The organism is Streptomyces sp. B3I8 (genome assembly GCF_030816915.1).
Taxonomy (GTDB): Bacteria; Actinomycetota; Actinomycetes; order Streptomycetales; family Streptomycetaceae; genus Streptomyces.
Window position 1 is genome coordinate 5,266,667 of sequence record NZ_JAUSYN010000002.1, and the last position, 22,499, is coordinate 5,289,165.

The window sequence follows — 22,499 nt, forward strand, 5'->3', positions numbered from 1 at the left end:
GAGGGCTCGGGTGGGGCGCAGGACGTGGGACGGGAGCAGGAGTTGTGGCGCCGACCTGCGCCGTTGTGGTCCGGGAGCGGGATCCGGGCGGCTCGGACGAGGTCGAGGCCGGTGCGGGAAGCGGCCCGCCCGGCACGGTGCCGCAGGGGCGGCGCCTAGGGTTACGGTCGTGGCCGGACGTCCCGGTGCGCCATGGTGGAACACTGGGCAGGCTTCTAGGAAGGTCCGTTCACACGGCGAGTGCCTTCCACGGCACCGGGCAGGAGCACGCGGCAGTGCCCGGCGGCCGGGTGGCGGCAGCAACCGAGCACGCGGAGTAACGGTCGATCCCTGCGGGAGGGACACAGTGGAGTCTGGCGCAGCGACGCGGAGTACGAAGACGCGCGCGAAAGGCGGACAGTCCCTGGGTGGCGGGCGCTCGCGCGGTGGGACCACCGAGGTGGACACGGCGGCCCTGCACCGGCTGCTGGGCGCGCTGGAGGCCATGCGGGACGGGAACTTCCGTCGGCGGCTGACTGTCACGGGCGACGACGTGATGGCGGAGATCTCCGCCGTCTTCAACGAGGTCGCGGACCGCAATCTGCACCTGACCGGTGAGCTGGCGCGGGTCCGGCGGGTCGTGGGGCGCGAGGGCAAGCTCACGGAGCGGCTGGAGACGGGCGCCTGCGAGGGCTCGTGGGCGGTCGCGATCGACAACTCCAACGCTCTCGTCGACGACCTGGTACGGCCCGTCTCCGAGGTCGGCCGGGTGCTCACCGCCGTCGCGGAGGGCGATCTGTCGCCCCGGATGGACCTGCGGACGCCGGCGCCGGAGAGCGGCGGGAACGGTGCGCCGCTGCGGGGCGAGTTCCTCAAGGTGGGGCGGACCGTCAACAACCTGGTCGACCAGTTGTCGACGTTCACCGACGAGGTCACGCGTGTGGCCAGCGAGGTCGGCACGGAGGGCAAGCTGGGCGGGCAGGCCAGGGTGCGCGGGATGTCGGGTTCGTGGAAGGACCTCACGGACTCCGTCAACACGATGGCGTACCGGCTGACCGCTCAGGTGCGGGACATCGCGCTGGTGACGACGGCGGTCGCCAAGGGCGATCTGTCGCGGAAGGTCACCGTGCACGTGGCCGGCGAGATGCTGGAGCTGAAGGAGACCGTCAACACGATGGTCGACCAGCTCTCCTCGTTCTCCTCCGAGGTGACGCGGGTCGCGCGTGAGGTCGGTGTCGAGGGTGAGCTCGGCGTGCAGGCGCAGGTGCCGGGTGTGGCGGGGGTGTGGAAGGACCTCACCGATTCGGTGAACCTGATGGCCGGCAACCTCACGGCCCAGGTGCGGGGGATCGCGGAGGTGACCACGGCGGTCGCCAATGGTGACCTGTCGCGGAAGGTGACGGTGAGCGCGCGCGGTGAGGTGGCGCAGCTGGCCGACACGATCAACCAGATGACGCTGACGCTGCGGACCTTCGCGGACGAGGTCACGCGCGTCGCCAACGAGGTGGGTGCCGGGGGACAGCTGGGCGGCCAGGCGAACGTGCCGGGTGCGGCAGGGACCTGGAAGGACCTGACGGACTCCGTCAACACGGTGTTCCGGAACCTGACGACGCAGGTCCGCGACATCGCCGCGGTGACGACGGCGGTGGCCAACGGTGATCTGTCGCAGAAGGTCACGGTGGACGTGGCCGGCGAGATGCTGGAGCTGAAGAACACCGTCAACGGCATGGTGGACCAGCTCTCCTCGTTCGGTGCCGAGGTGACGCGGGTCGCGCGCGAGGTCGGTGTCGAGGGCAAGCTGGGCGGTCAGGCGCAGGTGCCGGGTGTGGCCGGGACGTGGAAGGACCTGACGGACTCCGTCAACACGGCGTTCCGCAACCTCACCGGACAGGTGAGGAACATCGCCACCGTGACGACGGCGGTGGCCAACGGTGATCTGTCGCAGAAGGTCACGGTGGACGTGGCCGGCGAGATGCTGGAGCTGAAGAACACCGTCAACACGATGGTGGACCAGTTGTCCTCGTTCGCCGACCAGGTGACGCGGATGGCCCGGGACGTGGGCACCGAGGGGCGCCTCGGCGGTCAGGCGCGCGTGGACGGGGTGTCGGGCACCTGGAAGGAGCTGACGGACTCCGTCAACTTCATGGCGGGGAACCTGACCTCCCAGGTGCGGCAGATCGCCCAGGTGACGACGGCGGTGGCGCGTGGTGATCTGTCGCAGAAGATCGACGTGGACGCGCGCGGGGAGATCCTGGAGCTGAAGAACACCATCAACACGATGGTCGATCAGCTCTCGGCCTTCGCCGACCAGGTGACCCGGGTGGCCCGTGAGGTGGGCACCGAGGGCCGTCTCGGCGGTCAGGCGCAGGTGCCCGGCGTGGCGGGCGTGTGGCGGGACCTGACCGACTCGGTGAACGGCATGGCCGGCAACCTCACCGCGCAGGTGCGCAACATCGCCCAGGTCGCCACGGCGGTGGCGCGCGGTGATCTGTCGCAGAAGATCGACGTGGACGCGCGCGGGGAGATCCTCGAGCTCAAGAACACGCTGAACACGATGGTCGACCAGCTCTCCAACTTCGCCGAGCAGGTGACCCGGGTGGCCCGTGAGGTGGGCACCGAGGGCATCCTGGGCGGGCAGGCGGAGGTGCAGGGGGTCTCCGGCACCTGGAAGGACCTCACTCAGTCCGTCAACTTCATGGCGAACAACCTCACCATTCAGGTGAGGAACATCGCCGAGGTGACGACGGCGGTCGCCAAGGGCGATCTGTCGAAGAAGATCACCGTCGACGCCAAGGGCGAGATCCTGGAGCTCGTCACCACCGTCAACACGATGGTCGACCAGCTGTCGTCGTTCGCCGAGCAGGTGACCCGGGTGGCGCGCGAGGTGGGCACCGAGGGCATCCTCGGCGGCCAGGCCCATGTGCCCGGGGTCACCGGCATCTGGAAGGACCTCAGCGACAACGTCAACCTGATGGCCAACAACCTGACCGTGCAGGTGCGCAACATCAGCCAGGTGGCGGCGGCCGTGGCCAACGGCGATCTGACCCGTACGGTGAAGATCGAGGCGCGCGGTGAGGTCGCCCAGCTCGCGGACACCTTCAACACGATGGTGAAGACACTGAGTTCGTTCGCCGACCAGGTCACCAAGGTGGCCCGCGAGGTGGGTACGGACGGCATCCTGGGCGGCCAGGCGCGGGTGCCGGGCGTGGCGGGCACCTGGAAGGACCTCACCGAGTCGGTGAACCAGATGGCGTCCAACCTGACCGGTCAGGTGCGCAACATCGCCATGGTCACCACCGCCATCGCCAAGGGCGACCTCACGAAGAAGATCGACATCGATGCCCGCGGGGAGATCCTCGAGCTGAAGACGACCATCAACACGATGGTCGACCAGCTCTCCTCGTTCGCCGACGAGGTCACCAGGGTGGCCCGCGAGGTGGGCACCGAGGGGCAGCTCGGCGCCCAGGCCCGCGTGCGGGACGTCGACGGCACCTGGCGGGACCTGACCGAGTCGGTGAACGAGATGGCCGGGAACCTGACCCGGCAGGTGCGCGCCATCGCCCGCGTGGCCACCGCGGTGACCCGGGGCGACCTCAACCTGAAGATCGACGTGGACGCCTCCGGCGAGATCCAGGAACTTCAGGACTACATCAACAAGATGATCGCCAATCTGCGCGACACCACGATCGCCAACAAGGAGCAGGACTGGCTCAAGGGCAACCTGGCGCGGATCTCCGCCCTCATGCAGGGCCGCCGCGATCTGGAGGACGTCGCCTCGCTCATCATGAGTGAACTGCCGCCCCTGGTGGCCGCGCAGCACGGCGCGTTCTTCCTGGGCATGCCGCTGGTCGACGGCCGGGACGCCCGGGACGCACGCGACATCAGGGACGCCAGGGAACTCGAGGCCGGCACCGGTGACGCCTACGAGCTGCGGATGCTCGGCTCGTACGGGTACTCGATGGGCTCCATGCCGACGTCGTTCCGCCCCGGTGAGGCGCTCATCGGGACCGCCGCCCTGGAGAAGCGCACGATCCTCGTGGAGAACGCGCCCAGCGGCTACCTGAAGATCTCCTCCGGGCTCGGCGACGCCCCGCCCGTGCAGGTCATCGTGCTGCCGGTGCTGTTCGAGGGGACGGTGCTCGGGGTGATCGAGCTGGCGTCCTTCACCAAATTCACCGAGATCCAGCGCGACTTCCTCAACCAGATCGCCGAGATGATCGCGACCAGCGTCAACACCATCTCCGTCAACACCAAGACGGAGGTGCTGCTGAAGCAGTCGCAGGAGCTGACCGAGCAACTGCGCGAGCGGTCGGAGGAGCTGGAGCAGCGGCAGAAGGCGCTGCAGGCGTCCAACGCCGAACTGGAGGAGAAGGCCGAGCTGCTCGCCCAGCAGAACCGCGACATCGAGGTGAAGAACACCGAGATCGAGGAGGCCCGGCAGGTGCTGGAGGAGCGCGCCGAGCAGCTCGCGGTCTCCATGCGCTACAAGAGCGAGTTCCTGGCGAACATGTCGCACGAGCTGCGCACGCCGCTCAACTCGCTGCTCATCCTGGCCAAGCTGCTCGCCGACAACGCCGAGGGCAACCTCTCGCCGAAGCAGGTGGAGTTCGCCGAGACCATCCACGGCGCCGGTTCGGACCTGCTGCAGCTGATCAACGACATCCTGGACCTGTCGAAGGTCGAGGCGGGCAAGATGGACGTCTCCCCGACGCGCATCGCGCTCGTCCAGCTCGTCGACTACGTGGAGGCCACCTTCCGGCCGCTGACCGCGGAGAAGGGCCTGGACTTCTCCGTACGGGTGTCGCCCGAGCTGCCCGCCACGCTGCACACCGACGAGCAGCGGCTGCTGCAGGTGCTGCGCAACCTGCTGTCGAACGCGGTGAAGTTCACCGACTCCGGGGCGGTCGAGCTGGTGATCCGCCCGGCCGGTCAGGATGTGCCCCAGGCGATCCGGGAGCAGTTGCTGGAGGCCGGTTCGCTGGCCGACCCGGAGGCCGACATGATCGCGTTCTCCGTCACCGACACCGGCATCGGGATCGCGGCCAGCAAGATGCGCGTCATCTTCGAGGCGTTCAAGCAGGCCGACGGCACGACCAGCCGCAAGTACGGCGGCACGGGGCTCGGGCTGTCCATCTCCCGGGAGATCGCCCGGCTGCTCGGCGGCGAGATCCACGCACAGAGCGAACCGGGGCGCGGCTCGACGTTCACGCTGTACCTGCCGCTGCACCCGAGTGAACTGCCGCCCCAGGGATACGCGCAGCTCGCACCCACCATGGAACCCGGCGAGCTGCTCGCCTCCGAGGCGGAACTGGCGGGGAACGCGGGCGCCGCCGGGGCGCCGGTCGAGCCGAGGCGGCGTCAGGAGCCGCACAACGGGACCGCGGCCCTGTTCCGGCGCCGTCGTGCGGCGGCGCGGGAGGCATCGTCCGCGGCGCAGGGGCAGGCCCTGGAACGGGGCGCCCAGGGGGCCGGCAGCGCGAGCGACGAGGCGGACCAGGTGTCGCGGCCGAGTTCGGCCGTGCGGTTCGACGGGGAGAAGGTGCTGATCGTCGACGACGACATCCGTAACGTCTTCGCGCTCACCAGCGTCCTGGAACAGCACGGGCTGTCGGTGCTGTACGCCGAGAACGGCCGGGAGGGCATCGAGGTCCTGGAGCAGCACGACGACGTCGCGGTCGTCCTGATGGACATCATGATGCCCGAGATGGACGGCTACGCGACGACCACGGCGATCCGCCGCATGCCGCAGTTCGCCGGGCTGCCGATCGTCGCGCTCACCGCGAAGGCGATGAAGGGCGACCGGGAGAAGGCCATCGAGTCGGGCGCCTCGGACTATGTCACCAAGCCCGTCGACCCCGATCATCTGCTGTCCGTGATGAACCAGTGGATGCGGGAGCAGTGACGGCAGTGGCGGCAGGGGTGGCGCACGGGGCGGCGGTGGCGACGGGCGGAGCCTGTCGGCCGTGACCTGAGGCGCGCGGTGCGGCGGGCGGGGAGGCGTGGACACGAGATGTTCACCGTTCACCGCTGCCGCGGAGCGGTGGTGCACGTGTAGAACTGCGGGAACCGGGGAACCTTCTGGTCTTCCGCCGCGTTTCCGCTACGTGCACGGTGACATCGCGGTGACAGGGTGTGGTGACGGGCGGGGTGCGGCTACCATGACCGGCACAAGGACGGACGGCGCAAGGGAGCCGTCCTCCGGGGCGGCGTCCGGTGCCGGCCCGAATCCTTATGACAGGGGAGGCCCCACGCCGGGGCGAGGAGGGCGGGCCATGGTGCAGAAGGCCAAGATCCTCCTGGTCGATGACCGGCCGGAGAATCTGCTGGCGCTGGAGGCCATCCTCTCCGCGCTCGATCAGACGCTGGTGCGGGCATCGTCCGGGGAGGAAGCGCTCAAAGCGCTGCTGACGGACGACTTCGCGGTCATTCTGCTGGACGTCCAGATGCCGGGAATGGACGGTTTCGAGACCGCCGCGCACATCAAGCGGCGGGAGCGGACCCGGGACATCCCGATCATCTTCCTCACCGCGATCAACCACGGACCGCACCACACCTTCCGCGGGTACGCGGCCGGCGCGGTGGACTACATCTCCAAGCCGTTCGACCCGTGGGTGCTGCGCGCGAAGGTGTCGGTCTTCGTCGAGCTCTACATGAAGAACTGCCAGCTCAAGGAGCAGGCCGCGCTGTTGCGCCTCCAGCTGGAGGGGAACGGCGGCAGCAACGGCAGCGGTACCGGCAAGGACATGGTCGGCGACAGCAGGGAGGCGGCCGGCATCCTGGCCGAGCTCTCCGCGCGGCTCGCGGCGGTCGAGGAGCAGGCCGAGGCGCTGTCCAAGCAGCTCGACGACGAGTCCGCCGACGCGGCGGCGGTGGCCACCGCCGCTCATCTGGAACGCAAGCTGACGGGGCTGCGCCGCGCCCTGGACGCGCTGGAACCCGGCGCCTCCGGCGGGCCGACGACGGTGTCGTAGCGTCCGGCGGACGTGGACCGGCGCAGCAGCGCCGGTGCCGCCGTCGAGCCGTCGTCGGACCGCCGTGGGAGGTCCCCTCGTGCGTTGACCCCGCGTCAGCAGGGCTCCCTGGTACGGACGACACGAACGGGTGAAGCGGTGGGCACACGTGTCCGTCGCCCTCTCCGACGGTAATCTCCCACCCATGGCCCCACGTCCCGCAGCCAAGAAGTCACCCGCGAAGAAGGTGGCCGCTCCCGCGAAGGCTCCGGCGAAGAAGGCCGTCGCGAAAAAAGCCGTCGCGAAGAAGGCGCCCGCCAAGAAGGTCCCGGCGAAGAAGCCCGCGCCCGCGGCGGCCCCCAGCCCCACCGCAGGCGTGTACCGGCTCGTGCGCGCCCTCTGGCTGGGCCTCGCGCATGCCGTCGGCGCCCTCTTCCGCGGCATAGGGCGGGGCGCGAAGGGGCTCGACCCGGCGCACCGCAAGGACGGCGTCGCGCTGCTCCTCCTCTCGCTCGCGCTGATCGTGGCCGCGGGCACCTGGGCCAACCTGCGCGGCCCCGTCGGCGATCTGGTTGAGATCTTGGTGACCGGCGCCTTCGGGCGGCTCGATCTGCTCGTGCCGATACTGCTCGGCGCGATCGCGGTGCGCCTGATCCTGCATCCCGAGAAGCCGGAGGCCAACGGCCGTATCGTCATCGGCCTCTCGGCGCTTGCCATCGGAGTGCTCGGCCAGGTGCACCTCGCCTGCGGGTCGCCCGCCCGCAGCGACGGCATGCAGGCGATAAGGGACGCCGGCGGCCTCATCGGCTGGGGAGCGGCGACCCCGCTGACGTACATGCTGGGCGAGGTCCTGGCCGTGCCGCTGCTCGTGCTGCTCACCTTCTTCGGGCTCCTCGTCGTGACGGCGACCCCGGTGACCGCGATCCCGCAGCGGCTGCGGCTGCTCGGGATCAAGCTCGGCATCCTCGCCGACCCCGAGGACGATCTCGTCGACCCGAGGGAGCAGGCCGAGGGGGCGTACGAGGAGGGCCGGTACGACGATCAGTGGCGCGACGAGGCGCCCGCGCGCCCCCGCAGGCGCCTGTCCGCCCCCGGCCCGCAGGACACCGTCGGCGCCGAGGAGGAGGCGCTCGCCAAGCGGCGCGGCCGCCCCCGGCGTTCCGCCGTGCCGCAGCCCGACATGCACCGGCCGATGGACGCGGTGGACGTCGCCGCGGCGGCCGCGGCCGCCCTCGACGGCGCCGTCCTGCACGGCATGCCGCCCTCCCCGATCGTCGCCGACCTCACCCAGGGTGTCGGCGGCCCGCGGGAGCCGTACGAGGAGACCACTCCCGTACCGGCGGCGCGCACCAAGGGGCCTGCCGAGGCGACTCCCCGGCAGGCCAAGCTCCCGGCGGGGAAGGTCCCGCAGCCGCAGCACGACTCCGCGGTCCTCGACTCGGCAGCACCCGACTCCGGGGTTCCCGACCTCACCAAGCGGTCCCCGCAGGAGCCGCGAGAGCTGCCGCCCCGCGCCGAACAGCTCCAGCTCTCCGGCGACATCACCTACGCGCTGCCCGCCCTGGACCTGCTGGAGCGCGGCGGGCCGGGGAAGTCCCGCAGCGCGGCCAACGACGCCATAGTGGCCGCTCTCACCAACGTCTTCACCGAGTTCAAGGTCGACGCCCGCGTCACCGGCTTCACTCGCGGCCCGACGGTCACCCGGTACGAGGTCGCGCTCGGACCCGCCGTCAAGGTGGAGCGGATCACCGCGCTCGCCAAGAACATCGCGTACGCGGTCGCCAGCCCGGACGTGCGGATCATCAGCCCCATCCCCGGCAAGTCCGCGGTAGGCATCGAAATCCCCAACACCGACCGGGAGATGGTCAACCTCGGCGACGTGCTGCGGCTCGCGGAGTCGGCGGAGGACGACGACCCGATGCTGGTCGCCTTCGGCAAGGACGTCGAGGGCGGCTACGTCATGCACTCGCTGGCGAAGATGCCGCACATACTGGTCGCCGGCGCCACCGGCTCCGGCAAGTCCTCGTGCATCAACTGCCTGATCACCTCGGTGATGATGCGGGCGACGCCCGAGGACGTGCGGATGATCCTCGTCGATCCCAAGCGCGTCGAACTCACCGCCTACGAGGGCATCCCGCACCTGATCACCCCGATCATCACCAACCCCAAGCGGGCCGCCGAGGCGCTGCAGTGGGTGGTGCGCGAGATGGACCTGCGCTACGACGATCTCGCCGCCTACGGCTACCGGCACATCGACGACTTCAACCGGGCGGTGCGCGAGGGGAAGGTCAAGCCGCCCGAGGGCAGCGAACGCGAACTGCACGCGTATCCCTATCTGCTGGTGATCGTCGACGAGCTCGCCGACCTGATGATGGTCGCGCCCCGGGACGTCGAGGACTCCATCGTGCGGATCACGCAGCTCGCCCCGCGCGGCCGGCATCCACCTGGTGCTCGCCACCCAGCGGCCCTCCGTCGACGTCGTCACCGGTCTGATCAAGGCGAACGTGCCCTCGCGGCTCGCGTTCGCGACCTCCTCCCTCGCCGACTCCCGCGTCATCCTCGACCAGCCCGGCGCCGAGAAACTGATCGGCAAGGGCGACGGGCTGTTCCTGCCGATGGGCGCCAACAAGCCCACCCGTATGCAGGGCGCGTTCGTCACCGAGGACGAGGTCGCGGCCGTCGTACAGCACTGCAAGGACCAGATGGCGCCCGTCTTTCGGGACGACGTCACCGTGGGCAGCAAGCAGAAGAAGGAGATCGACGAGGACATCGGCGACGACCTCGACCTGCTCTGCCAGGCGGCCGAGCTGGTCGTCTCCACGCAGTTCGGGTCCACGTCCATGCTCCAGCGCAAGCTGCGCGTCGGCTTCGCCAAGGCCGGACGGCTGATGGACCTCATGGAGTCGCGCAACATCGTCGGTCCGAGCGAGGGCTCCAAAGCGCGTGACGTCCTGGTGAAGGCGGACGAACTGGACGGCGTGCTCGCCGTGATCCGCGGGGAGAGCGGGGAGTAGCGAAGGGCGACGCGGAGGAGCGGGACGGGGCGACGCGGGGAGTGGGACGGGGCGGAGCGGATGGTCAAGGGGCGCCGGGGACGGGTCACGGCAACGGGAACGTGACCCACCCGTAAGTGATCCGTGAGCAACCCTTTTCCGTGCGCGTACGTCAATTTGAGGGGGGTAGGAAAGACCTCCCGGCGTCAGGATGACGGCCATTCTGATGGCGTACAAAGTGCTACCGCCCGGTTGCCTCACCCTTTCGTACCCCCCCTAGACTGAGCTTCCAGCACAGGTGGCTACACCCTCGAAAGGCGCCCCCGTGTCCATCGGCAACTCCCCTGACGACCACCCCTCCAAGGACGCACTCCCGGTCGAAGACGCTCGTCCCGGCGAGGACGGTTCCGGCGACGACCACGAGGCCACCCGTGCCGCCGACCTTCCCTCGATCGGCACCGCCCTGCGCAGGGCACGCATCGACGCCGGTCTGACCGTCGACGAGATAAGCAACGCCACCCGCGTCCGCACCACCATCGTGCACGCGATCGAACGGGACGACTTCGCGCCCTGCGGCGGCGACGTCTACGCCCGCGGGCACCTGCGCACCCTGGCGCGCGCCGTCCACCTCGATCCCGGACCGCTGCTCGAACAGTTCGCCGCCGAGCACGGCGGACGCCCCGCCCCGACCCCGGCCGCCCCTCTCTTCGAGGCCGAGCGGATCCGTCCGGAGCGGCGCGGGCCCAACTGGACCGCCGCCATGGTCGCCGCGATCGTCGCGGTGATCGGCTTCGTCGGATTCACGCTGTTCACCGGCGGTGACGACGACAGCGGCACCCAGGCCAAGGTCGCCGAGGGCTCCACCGCCACCGCGAGCAAGCCCGCCACGTCCGCCACGCCCAAGTCCGGCAAACCCGCCGACCACAAGCCCGACCCCACGGACAGCGCCATCGCGGCGGCCCCGCAGGACAAGGTGACCGTCCAGGTGAGCGCCACCGACGGCCGCAGCTGGATCTCGGCCAAGGACCACAACGGCCGCACTCTGTTCGACGGCACCCTGGAGAAGGGCGACTCCCACACCTTCCAGGACAAGGAGCGGGTCGACCTCGTCCTCGGCGACGCCGGCGCGGTGCGGCTGCACGTCAACGGCAAGGAGATCAAGGACGACTTCCGGCCCGGCCAGGTCCAGCGGCTGACGTACACCAAGGGCGACCCCGAGGCCGGATGACCGGGGCAGGCTGACCGGGGTCGGCTGACCGACGGCGGACGGCTGTGGCCGGATGACCGGGTCCGGACCCCGGGCCGCGGCCCGTCGCGCGGTCCGGGAAGGTGCTCCGGGAGGCGGGTCCGGGGAGGGGCAACCCCGTCGACGTGGGATGTCGGCGGGACGAAGTAGTCTTGAGCCCATGCCTGAACGCCGTACCGTCGCACTCGTCACACTCGGCTGCGCCCGTAACGAGGTGGACTCGGAGGAGCTCGCAGGCCGTTTGGAGGCGGACGGCTGGCAGCTCGTAGAGGACGCCGAGGACGCGGACGTCGCCGTCGTCAACACCTGCGGATTCGTCGACGCCGCCAAGAAGGACTCCGTCGACGCCCTCCTGGAGGCCAACGACCTCAAGGACCACGGCAGAACCAAGGCCGTCGTGGCGGTGGGCTGCATGGCCGAGCGGTACGGCAAGGAACTCGCCGAGGCCCTGCCCGAGGCCGACGGCGTCCTCGGCTTCGACGACTACGCGGACATCTCCGACCGCCTGCGGACCATCCTCTCCGGCGGCATCCACGCCGCGCACACCCCCCGCGACCGGCGCAAGCTGCTGCCGATCAGCCCCGCCGAGCGCCAGGAGGCCGGCGCCGCCGTCGCGCTCCCCGGGCACGGCCCCGTCGACCTCCCCGAAGGCCTCGCCCCGGCCTCCGGTCCGCGCTCTCCGCTGCGCCGTCGGCTGGGCGGCGCGCCGGTCGCCTCCGTGAAGCTCGCCTCCGGCTGTGACCGCCGCTGCTCCTTCTGCGCCATCCCCTCCTTCCGCGGCTCCTTCATCTCCCGCCGCCCCAGCGACGTGCTGAACGAGACGCGCTGGCTGGCCGAGCAGGGCGTCAAGGAGGTCATGCTCGTCTCCGAGAACAACACCTCCTACGGCAAGGACCTCGGCGACATCCGGCTGCTGGAGTCCCTGCTGCCCGAGCTCGCCGAGGTCGACGGCATCGAGCGGGTGCGCGTCAGCTACCTCCAGCCCGCCGAGATGCGCCCCGGCCTGATCGACGTACTGACCGCCACCCCCAAGGTCGCGCCCTACTTCGACCTCTCCTTCCAGCACTCGGCGCCCGGCGTGCTGCGTGCGATGCGGCGCTTCGGCGACACCGACCGCTTCCTGGAACTGCTCGACACCATCAGGAGCAAGGCCCCCGAGGCCGGCGTGCGCTCCAACTTCATCGTGGGCTTCCCCGGCGAGTCCGAGGGCGACCTCGCCGAACTGGAGAGATTCCTGAACGGCGCGCGGCTGGATGCCATCGGCGTCTTCGGGTACTCCGACGAGGACGGCACGGAAGCGGCGACGTACGAGAACAAGCTCGACGCGGACACCGTGGCCGAGCGGCTGGACCGGGTCTCCCGGCTCGCGGAGGAACTGTCCGCGCAGCGTGCCGACGAGCGTGTCGGTTCGACGGTGCACGTGCTGGTGGAGTCCGTCGACGAGGAGGGCGTGTACGGCCGCGCCGCGCACCAGGCGCCCGAGACGGACGGTCAGGTGCGGCTGACGAGCGGCGAGGGTGTCGGCGTCGGCCGTATGGTCGAGGCGAAGGTGGTCGGGGCCGAGGGCGTCGATCTGGTGGCCGAGCCGCTCCCGGGCTCCCCGGGATGTACAGAGGAGGCGGGCAGATGACCGGAATCCCGGCATCCGCGGCGGGCGGCCCTTCCGGCGCCCGCAGGACGGCTCCCGCGGCGCAGACCCCCGGAGCCACTGCGGCGGATGTCGCGCGCGGGAGCGCGCGGGACTCCGGTGCCGATGAGGGGGCCACGGCCGGGCAGAACGGGACCGCACCGCGTGAGGGTGCGCGGGCGGTACGGGGCGGGAAGATCGGGGCCGCGGCGGTCGACCAGGCCAGCGTCTGGAACGTGGCCAACCTGCTCACCATGGTCCGCCTGCTCCTCGTGCCGGGCTTCGTCGCGCTGATGCTCGGCAACGGCGGCCACGACCCGGCCTGGCGCTCGTTCGCCTGGGCGGCGTTCGCCGTCGCCATGATCACCGACCTCTTCGACGGTCACCTCGCCCGCACCTACGACCTGGTCACCGACTTCGGCAAGATCGCCGACCCCATCGCGGACAAGGCGATCATGGGGGCGGCGCTGATCTGCCTGTCCGCCCTCGACGACCTGCCCTGGTGGGTGACGGTCGTCATCCTCGGCCGCGAACTCGGCATCACGCTGCTGCGGTTCCTCGTCATCCGCTACGGCGTCATCCCGGCGAGCCGCGGCGGCAAACTCAAGACGCTCACCCAGGGCGTGGCCGTCGGCATGTACGTCCTGGCGCTCACCGGATGGCTCGCCTCCCTGCGGTTCTGGGTGATGGCCGCGGCGGTCGTCCTGACGGTGGCGACCGGGCTCGACTATGTGAGACAGGCCATTGTGCTGCGGCGCCGGGGAATCGCCGAGCGCCGGGCCGCGTTGGAAGAGGCACAGAGGTGACGTCCGGGGCCGCCGAAGTGCTGCGACTACTCACCGTGAGGGGCGAGACCCTCGCCGTCGCGGAGTCGCTGACCGGCGGTCTGGCGGCCGCGGACATCGCGTCCGTGCCGGGGGCCTCCAAGGCCTTCCGGGGGTCTGTCACCGCGTACGCCACCGATGTGAAGCGGGACGTCCTCGGCGTGGAGGGCACTCTGCTGGCCGAACGCGGCGCGGTGGATCCGCAGGTCGCGGCCCAGATGGCGGCCGGCGTACGCAGACTGCTCGGCGCCGACTGGGGAATCGCGACGACCGGCGTGGCCGGCCCGGAACCCCAGGACGGACAACCGGTCGGCACGGTCTTCGTGGCCGTCGACGGCCCCTTCGAGACTGTTTTCGGAGAACCTGGTGGCGAGAAAGTGGTGTCGCTGCGGTTGAACGGCGACCGTACGGAAATTCGTATGGAGAGTGTACGGAGCGTACTCGCACTCCTCCTGGAGGAGCTGGCGGGCGAACGGACCGGTAACGAGCGGGCACGGAATACGGAACGGAACGGGGGGACTTGATGTTTGCAGCCCTGAGTGAACACGACAGCGCTCCCCGCACGGCCGCGGCGCAAGGCGGTACGGTGGGGCGTGAAGGATGCGGTTACGCGGTCCGAGGAGGGAGCCACCGATGATTCTGCTCCGTCGCCTACTGGGTGACGTGCTGCGTCGGCAGCGCCAGCGCCAGGGCCGTACTCTGCGCGAAGTCTCCTCCTCCGCCCGAGTCTCGCTCGGTTATCTCTCCGAGGTGGAGCGGGGGCAGAAGGAGGCTTCCTCCGAACTGCTCTCCGCGATCTGCGACGCGTTGGACGTACGGATGTCCGAGTTGATGCGCGAGGTGAGTGACGAACTCGCGCTCGCGGAGCTGGCGGCGTCGGCCGCGGTCACCGAACCGGTGCCCGCTCCGGTGCGTCGTCCCATGCTCAATTCCGTGTCCGTCGCCGGCGTCCCGCCGGAACGGGTCACGATCAAGGCACCCAGCGAAGCGGTGGATGTGGTCGCCGCCTGACGCGCGGTCCCGCGCGGTACGACAAGCCCCGGTGGGGAGCTCCGGATTCGTTCCGGAGCTCCCCACCGGGGCTTTCGGCCGCTTCTGCCCGAGGGGCGATCGCCCGGTGCGCGAGGTGCGTTTGCCGGTGCGCGGCGGGGCGGTCATGGTGGAGGGATGATCCGGAGCGACCCGGCCGGTGCGGGAGGTGCCGCGCGCGCACCGTGGATGTGCGGTGACCGCACGACCGGTCGTGGCGGTGCGCCCGTGTGCCGTCGGTGCGCCCTCCCGGCGCGACGCGGAGGGCGGCTAGCGTCTGGCGACAGGTGGCGGCCTTGACCGGGCGCGCGGTGCGCTGGGGGGTGTCGCTGGCGCTCGGCGGGCTGTGGTGGTGGGGACTGCTGCGGCTCGTCCTGGCCCCCGAACCGGGGTTGCTGGAGGGGGCGGTCGCCACCGGGGGGTGGGGGCTCAGCCTGCTGCCGGTGCACTGTGTGCCGAAGGCCCGCGCGGCGGGCCGGACCGATGGGGGGAACCCTGGCGGTGGCGGAGGCTGGGCATCGGTCGTGCGGCGGCGTGACAAGGGGGAGCCGGGCCGCCGCACGACCGAGGGAGCGGTAGGACGTCCTACGGGGCGGGAATGACCGGGGGCACCGCACGGGGGGCGGGAGCGGAAGGGGCGGGGCCCGACTGGCAGACGGGGCACCAGTACGTGGGGCGGTCACGGGAGCCGTCGCCCTGGTCGGCGAGCCGGATGCGGGTGCCGCAGCGCAGACAAGGCCGTGACGCGCGGCCGTACACGAACAGGGGCTGTTCGCGGCGGCCTGTGGTGTTGCGGACGGGGCGCTCCCGGTTGGCCTCGAGGACCCTCTGCGCGAGCCCCGGCAGCTCGGCGAGGTGACCGGCGGGGAGTTCGCCCACCGGGAGCCAGGGGGTGGCCCGCAGCAGGAAGCACAGCTCGCTCTTGAAGACATTGCCGATGCCGGCGAGATTGCGCTGGTCGAGCAGGGCCTCGCCGAGGGGGCGTGAGGGGTCGCGCAGGAGGTTGGCGCGAGCCGTGCCCGGGTCCCAGTCGGGGCCGAGCAGGTCGGGGCCGAGGTGGCCGACGGCGCGGGACTCGTCGGCGGTGCGCAGCAGTTCTAGGACGGGGAGGCGGTAGCCGACGGCGGTGCGGTCGGCGGTGCCGAGGATCGCGCGGATCTGGTGGGCGGGGCCGCCGGTCCAGCGCTTGCCCGGCGCGTACAGCTTCCAGGCGCCGTCCATGCGGAGGTGGGAGTGGAGGGTGTACCCGCCCTCGATGCGGGTGAGCAGGTGTTTGCCGCGGGGGGTGACGCCCAGGACGGTGTGGCCGGTGAGGTCGGCGGTGGCGAAGCGGGGGACGCGGAGGTCGAACCGGGTCAGTGGTTTGCCCGCGAGGGCGGTGTGGAGCCGGGCCGCGGCCTGGTGGACGGTGTCGCCTTCGGGCATGACTACAGGGTGACACGGTGGAGGGCGGACGGATGTCTCCCGCCCCCGCCGCTCCTGCCCTTCCCGTGCCTCAAGGGGCTCCGCCCTTGGACCCCGGATGTACGGGTGGGTGGTGCTTCTCGCGTCCACGCGGCGGAGCCGCATATCGACACGCCCCGCGCCCTTGGAAGGGGCGGGGAACTGCGCAGTCTTTCGGGGGTCCGGGGGCGGAGTCCCCGTGGGGCGAGGAAGGGCAGGGGCGGCGGGGGCGAGAAACACCCTCGGGGTCACGCGCGTATGCGCAGGCCCCGGGGCGTGGCCACGAAGCCCGCGGCTTCGAGGAGGCCGCCCCAGGGCGACGTCAGCGCCGCCGCGCCGTTGATGCGCTCGACCGTGAGCGTGCCGAGAGAGCCGGCACGGGCGGCGTCGGCCAGCGCCTCCGCGGCGGCGGGCAGACGAACATCGTCCCGAGGCGCGGAATCCGGTGCGACGGGCCAGGCGAGGAGGGTCTTCCCACCCCGTTCCATGTACATCGTCAGCTCACCGTCGACCAGTACGACCAGCGACCCCGCCTTCCGGCCCGGCTTGTGCCCGGCACCCTCCGGCGGTTCGGGCCAGGACAGCGCCGCACCGAAGGCGTTCGCCGGGTCCGCCGCGGCCAGGACGACCGCCCGGCTCGGGCCACCGGGGCGCCGGCCGCGCCCGTGGCCGGGCGGAAAGGCGGGAGAACCCGGCTGCGCCGGACCGCCGCCGCCCGCGCCGGAACGCGGGCCGCCGAAGCCGGGCGCGGACCAGGGATCGTCCGCGCCCGCCTGCCCGCCCCCGTCACCGTCGTAGGAGGTGTCGAACGCGTCGAGGAAACCCTCCCCGGCGACCGAACCGGTCGCCACGCCCGCCGGGACCGGCGGTGTCCCGCCCCGTTCCCGGGCATTGGAGACCGCGCGCAGCCGGTCCACCGCGCCGTCCATCGCGAACTGCGCCGCGCCCAGTCCCTCGACCACGTACCCGCGGCGGGCCTGGCCGCTGTCCTCGAACGCGGACAGCACGCGGTACACCGCCGAGAACCCGCCCTCGACGCCCTCCGCGCCCACTGCCCCCCGGGTCACCACGCCGTGGCGGTCGAGCAGCGTGCGGGCGAGCGCGTGAGCGCGCACGGTGGGGTCCGCCTCCCGCGACGGGAGCAGCGACCACCGGCCCGCGACCGTCGGCGGGCCGGTACGGGACTGGGGGCGTGCGGCGGCCGTCAGCGAGCCGTACCGTCCGCGCGGGACCGAGCGCTTGGCGCGGTGTGCCGTGGAACCCGCGGTGCGTCCGGAGCCGAGGAGGGAGCGCAGTGGGGCGAGGGTGTCGTTGGTGAGCCGGCCCGACCAGGCCAGGTCCCAGACCGCTTCGGCCAGTTGGGGGTCGGTGGCATCGGGGTGGGTGGTGGCGCGGATCTGGTCGGCGATCTGACGGAAGAACAGGCCGTAGCCCCCGGAGAGCGCGTCGAGCACGGACTGGTGCAGGGCGGACAGTTCGAGGGGATGCGGCGGGGGCAGCAACAGGGGAGCCGCGTCGGCCAGGTAGAGGGAGACCCAGCCGTCCTTGCCGGGCAGTGCGCCCGCGCCTGCCCACACCACCTCGCCAGCGGCGGTGAGTTCGTCCAGCATCGCGGGCGCGTAGCCGGCGACACGGGACGGCAGGACGAGCTTCTCCAGGGCGGACGCGGGCACGGAGGCGCCCTGCAACTGCTCGATCGCGCGGACCAGTCCGTCGATGCCGCGCAGACCGTGCCCACCGCCGACGTGCTGCCACTGCGGCAGGAACTGCGCCAGCGCGGCGGGCGGCACCGGCTCCAGCTCGTGACGCAGGGCGGCCAGCGAGCGGCGCCGCAGCCGGCGCAGCACCGTCGCGTCGCACCACTCCTGGCCGATGCCCGCCGGATGGAACTCGCCCTGCACGGCCCGGCCGCTCGCCGCGAGCCGCTGCAGCGCGCCCTCGGTGACGGCGGTGCCAAGTCCGAAGCGGGCGGCGGCCGCGGCCGAGGTGAACGGGCCGTGGGTGCGGGCGTAACGGGCGAGGAGGTCACCGAGGGGGTCCTTCACCGGCTCGGTGAACGCCTCCGGTACGCCCACGGGCAGCGCGGTGCCGAGCGCGTCCCGCAGCCGGCCCGCGTCCTCCACCGCCGCCCAGTGCTCGGCGCCGCCGATGCGCACGCGGATGGCCCGCCGGGACGTGGCCAGTTCGGACGCCCACTGCGGTGCGGCGCCCCGCTCGGCCAGCTCCGCGCCGGTGAGCGGGCCCAGCAGTCGCAGCAGGTCGGCGACGCCCTCGACGTCCTTGATCCGGCGGTCCTCGGTGAGCCACTGCAGCTCCCGCTCCAGCTCGGTGAGGACCTCCGCGTCGAGCAGTTCGCGCAGCTCCGCCTGGCCGAGCAGTTCGGACAGCAGTCGCGAGTCCAGCGACAGCGCGGCGGCACGCCGTTCGGCGAGCGGCGAGTCCCCCTCGTAGAGGAACTGCGCGACGTAGCCGAACAGCAGGGAGCGCGCGAAGGGGGAGGGCTCCGGGGTGGTCACCTCGACCAGGCGCACCTTGCGGGCCTCGATGTCGCCCATCAGCTCGGTGAGCCCGGGGACGTCGAACACGTCCTGGAGGCATTCGCGGACCGCCTCCAGGACGATCGGGAACGACCCGTACTCGCTCGCCACCTGCAGCAGTTGCGCCGCGCGTTGACGCTGCTGCCACAACGGGGTGCGCCGGCCGGGGCTGCGGCGCGGCAACAGCAGCGCGCGGGCGGCGCACTCGCGGAAGCGGGAGGCGAACAGGGCGGAGCCGCCGACCTGGTCGGTGACGACCTGGTTCACCTCGCCCTTGTCGAACAGGACGTCGGACGCGCCCACGGGGGCCTGGTCGGCGTCATAGGCCGTGCCGGTGGCGGACGGTTCCCGGTCGAGCAGGTCCAGGCCCATCAGATCGGCGTCGGGAAGGCGCAGCACGATGCCGTCGTCGGCGTGCATGACCTGGGCGTCCATGCCGTACCGCTCGGACAGCCGGGCGCCCAGCGCGAGAGCCCAGGGGGCGTGCACCTGCGCGCCGAACGGGGAGTGCACCACGACCCGCCAGTCGCCCAGCTCGTCGCGGAACCGCTCCACGACGATCGTGCGGTCGTCCGGGACGTGACCGCAGGCCTCGCGCTGCTCGTCGAGGTACGCGAGCACGTTGTCCGCCGCCCACGCGTCCAGCCCCGCCGACAGCAGCCGCAGCCGGGCGTCCTCCTCGGACAGCGCGCCCACCTCGCGCAGGAACGCGCCCAGCGCACGGCCCAGTTCCAGTGGGCGGCCCAGTTGGTCGCCCTTCCAGAACGGCAGCCGACCCGGGACACCGGGGGCGGGGGAGACCAGGACCCGGTCGCGGGTGATGTCCTCGATCCGCCAGGAGCTGGTGCCGAGCGTGAACACGTCCCCGATGCGGGACTCGTAGACCATCTCCTCGTCGAGCTCGCCGACCCGGCCGCCGCCCTTCTTGGGATCGGCACCGGCGAGGAAGACGCCGAACAGCCCGCGGTCCGGGATCGTGCCCCCGGAGGTGACGGCCAGCCGCTGGGCGCCGGGGCGGCCGGTGATCGTGCCCGCCACGCGGTCCCAGACCACGCGCGGGCGCAACTCCGCGAACGCGTCCGACGGATAGCGGCCCGCGAGCATGTCGAGGACCGCCGTGAACGCGGATTCCGGCAGTGCCGCGAAGGGCGCCGCACGGCGGACCACGGCCAGCAGGTCGTCGACCTGCCAGACGTCCAGCGCCACCATGGCGACGAGTTGCTGGGCGAGCACGTCCAGCGGGTTGGCCGGGACGCGCAGCGACTCGATGGAGCCCGTGCGCATCCGTTCGGTGACCACCGCGGCCTGCACCAGGTCGCCCCGGTACTTGGGGAAGACCACGCCCGTGGAGACCGCGCCCACCTGGTGGCCGGCGCGGCCCACCCGTTGCAGCCCGGAGGCCACCGACGGCGGCGACTCCACCTGGATCACCAGGTCCACCGCGCCCATGTCGATGCCCAGTTCCAGGCTCGAGGTGGCCACCACCGCGGGCAGTCGGCCCGCCTTGAGGTCCTCCTCCACCAGGGCGCGCTGCTCCTTGGAGACCGAGCCGTGGTGGGCGCGCGCGAGGACCGGGGGCGCCCCCTGGGCGGCGCCCGAGCCGCCCATCAGTTCGGCGGGGGAGTGGTGCTCCTCCAGGGGCTCGCCGGTGGCCCGCTCGTATGCGATCTCGTTGAGCCGGTTGCACAGGCGCTCGGCGAGGCGGCGGGAGTTGGCGAAGACGATCGTCGAGCGGTGCGCCTGCACCAGGTCGGTGATGCGCTCCTCCACGTGCGGCCAGATGGAGGGGCGCTCGGCGGCTTTCTCGCTGCCGCCGGAGGCGTCGGCGACGGGGGAGCCGCCGAGTTCGCCCAGGTCCTCCACGGGGACGACGACGGAGAGGTCGAACTCCTTGCCGGACTCCGGCTGGACGATCTCCACCTTGCGGCGCGGTGACAGGAAGCGCGCGACCTCGTCCACCGGGCGGACGGTGGCCGAGAGGCCGATGCGGCGGGCCGGGCGCGGCAGCAGTTCGTCCAGCCGCTCCAGGGACAGGGCGAGATGCGCGCCGCGCTTGGTGCCGGCGACCGCGTGCACCTCGTCCAGGATCACCGTGTCCACGCCGGTCAGCGCGTCCCGCGTGGCCGACGTGAGCATCAGGAACAGCGACTCGGGGGTGGTGATCAGAATGTCCGGCGGACGGGTGGCCAGGGCGCGGCGCTCGGCGGGCGGGGTGTCCCCGGAGCGGATGCCGACCTTGACCTCCGGCTCGGGCAGGCCGAGCCGGAGCGCCTCGTGGCGGATGCCGGTCAGGGGGCTGCGGAGATTGCGCTCGACGTCGACCGCGAGGGCCTTGAGCGGGGAGACGTACAGCACCCGGCAGCGCTTGCGGGGGTCGGCCGGGGGTGGGGCGGACGCGAGCTGGTCGAGGGCGGCGAGGAAGGCGGCCAGTGTCTTGCCGGAGCCGGTGGGGGCGACGACGAGGACGTCCGACCCCTGGGCGAGGGCGTCCCACGCGCCGGCCTGGGCAGCGGTGGGCGCGGAGAAGGCCCCCGTGAACCAGGCGCGGGTCGCGGGCGAGAAGCCGTCCAGGGCTCGGTGGGCGGAGCTGACCATGTGTCCATGGTGCCCTGTCCCACTGACAATGGGGGTGACCTGCGGGTTCGGGCTTGGCGGGGTGGTTCGGAGCGGGTCCGTCGGCGATCGGTCGTGAGTGGGATCTTCGATCGGTCGTGGGTGGGATCTTCGATCGGTCGTGGGTGGGATCTTCGCGGAGGTCGTCGTGGGTGGGTTCGTCGTGCGTCATGGGTGTCGGTCGGATCGCACCACGGTGCGTACTGGGTCGGGGCCGCGGCGGAAGTGTCCGTCCTCGGCCCGGCGCGGATCGGCACGGCGGGGAAGGCGCCGGTGTCGACGCGCCGGACGCCGCGGGCGGACACCTCCGCCCCGTCCCCTTCCGCGCGTCCGCGGCCCGTCCGCCGTGGGGGGTGACCTCGGGGCAATTCGCTCACGCCGTACGCCCGTGCGGAGAATGGGCCTATGGGTGAGGGCAGGGAGCGGGCGCGGCACTGGCGGTACGAGGAGTTGCCGGGGGTCGATCTGCTGCGTGCGCGTTATGTCGACAAGCGGTTCGTGCGGCATACCCATGAGCAGTTCGTCATCGCGGCCGTCGTCGAGGGCGTCGAGGTGTTCCACCACGGCGGTGCCGACCAGTACGTGGGCCCCGGTTCCCTCGCGCTCGTCAATCCGGACACCCCGCACACCGGGCGCGCCGGAGTGCCCGAGGGGTGGCGGTACGGGGCGGTCTATCCGTCGGCGGATCTTGTGGCCGAGATCGCCGGCGAGACGACCGTGCTCCGCGGCACGCCGGGGTTCGTCAGGCCCGTGCTGGACGATCCGTACGCGGCCGGTCTCGTGCACCAGGTGCTGCGCGCGGTCGACGAGGGCAATCCGCTGGCCGCCGACACGCTGCTGCGGGTCGTGGTGACACGGCTGCTCCGACGGAACGGCGGAGCGCTGCCGCAGCGGGCCGTGCGGACGGCGGGCGACCGGCTGGCCGCACGCGCGCGTGCCGTCCTGGAGGAACGGCTGGCCGAGCCGCCGACCCTGGAGAGGCTCGCCGCGGAACTGGGCACGGGTCCGTTCGCGCTGCTGCGGGCCTTCCGCGACGCCTATGGGATGCCGCCCCACGCCTGGCTCACCGACGCGCGCGTGCGTGCGGCTCGTCGGCTGCTGGACGCCGGTGTCGCGCCCGCCGAGGCGGCCGTTGTCGTCGGCTTCACCGACCAGCCGCACCTCGGCCGGCACTTCACCCGGATCGTGGGGGTGCCGCCGGGGGCGTACCGGCGGGAGCGCAAAAACGTACAAGATTTCGGGGCGGGCGGTCCGTAGC

The 22,499-nt window shown here is 71.9% G+C and carries 11 protein-coding genes and 1 pseudogene; 10 read left to right on the forward strand and 2 right to left on the reverse strand.

Annotated features, from left to right (window positions below; translation table 11 throughout):
• Positions 1-346 precede the first annotated feature (346 nt).
• The 9 genes and pseudogenes from QFZ64_RS25605 (at position 347) to QFZ64_RS25645 (ending at position 15,250) form a co-directional block, all read left to right on the forward strand.
• Positions 347-5,881: a HAMP domain-containing protein gene (locus QFZ64_RS25605; protein WP_307069536.1), complete on the forward strand. Its 5,535-nt coding sequence runs from the start codon at positions 347-349 to the stop codon at positions 5,879-5,881.
• A 370-nt stretch (positions 5,882-6,251) separates the two neighbouring features.
• Complete coding sequence (locus QFZ64_RS25610; RefSeq protein ID WP_307069537.1) at positions 6,252-6,950, forward strand: two-component system response regulator; 699 nt, start codon at positions 6,252-6,254, stop codon at positions 6,948-6,950.
• 184 nt (positions 6,951-7,134) lie between these two features.
• Positions 7,135-9,943 (forward strand): annotated as a pseudogene (locus tag QFZ64_RS25615) (DNA translocase FtsK).
• A gap of 304 nt (positions 9,944-10,247) precedes the next feature.
• Positions 10,248-11,150 (forward strand): helix-turn-helix domain-containing protein, encoded by a 903-nt coding sequence (locus tag QFZ64_RS25620; RefSeq protein WP_307069539.1) that lies wholly within the window; start codon positions 10,248-10,250, stop codon positions 11,148-11,150.
• 178 nt (positions 11,151-11,328) lie between these two features.
• Positions 11,329-12,798 (forward strand): 30S ribosomal protein S12 methylthiotransferase RimO, encoded by a 1,470-nt coding sequence (rimO, locus tag QFZ64_RS25625; RefSeq protein WP_307069541.1) that lies wholly within the window; start codon positions 11,329-11,331, stop codon positions 12,796-12,798.
• Positions 12,795-13,601 carry a CDP-diacylglycerol--glycerol-3-phosphate 3-phosphatidyltransferase gene (gene pgsA / locus QFZ64_RS25630; RefSeq protein ID WP_307069543.1) on the forward strand — a complete coding sequence of 269 codons (807 nt, stop codon included), beginning with the start codon at positions 12,795-12,797 and terminating at the stop codon, positions 13,599-13,601. Before rimO ends, pgsA begins: the two co-directional genes overlap by 4 nt.
• On the forward strand, positions 13,598-14,143 hold the full coding sequence (locus QFZ64_RS25635) for a CinA family protein (protein ID WP_307069545.1): 546 nt from the start codon (positions 13,598-13,600) through the stop codon (positions 14,141-14,143). Before pgsA ends, QFZ64_RS25635 begins: the two co-directional genes overlap by 4 nt.
• A 109-nt stretch (positions 14,144-14,252) precedes the next feature.
• Positions 14,253-14,630: a helix-turn-helix domain-containing protein gene (locus QFZ64_RS25640; RefSeq protein ID WP_006142544.1), complete on the forward strand. Its 378-nt coding sequence runs from the start codon at positions 14,253-14,255 to the stop codon at positions 14,628-14,630.
• A gap of 305 nt (positions 14,631-14,935) precedes the next feature.
• The gene (locus tag QFZ64_RS25645) at positions 14,936-15,250 is read left to right on the forward strand and encodes a hypothetical protein (RefSeq protein WP_373430663.1); all 315 of its coding nucleotides are present in this window, start codon (positions 14,936-14,938) and stop codon (positions 15,248-15,250) included.
• Here QFZ64_RS25645 and QFZ64_RS25650 read toward each other — a convergent pair.
• Positions 15,234-16,073, reverse strand: coding sequence for an Fpg/Nei family DNA glycosylase (locus tag QFZ64_RS25650; protein WP_307069551.1), 840 nt, complete (start codon positions 16,071-16,073; stop codon positions 15,234-15,236). The two genes, QFZ64_RS25645 and QFZ64_RS25650, sit on opposite strands and share 17 nt — an antisense overlap.
• A 266-nt stretch (positions 16,074-16,339) precedes the next feature.
• A complete protein-coding gene (locus QFZ64_RS25655) occupies positions 16,340-21,223 on the reverse strand; it encodes an ATP-dependent helicase (RefSeq protein ID WP_307069553.1) in 4,884 nt (1,627 codons plus the stop codon).
• Between the two features lie 423 nt (positions 21,224-21,646).
• Here QFZ64_RS25655 and QFZ64_RS25660 point away from each other — a divergent pair, with 423 nt between their 5' ends.
• Positions 21,647-22,498 (forward strand): AraC family transcriptional regulator, encoded by an 852-nt coding sequence (locus QFZ64_RS25660; protein ID WP_307069556.1) that lies wholly within the window; start codon positions 21,647-21,649, stop codon positions 22,496-22,498.
• Position 22,499: the final 1 nt, after the last annotated feature.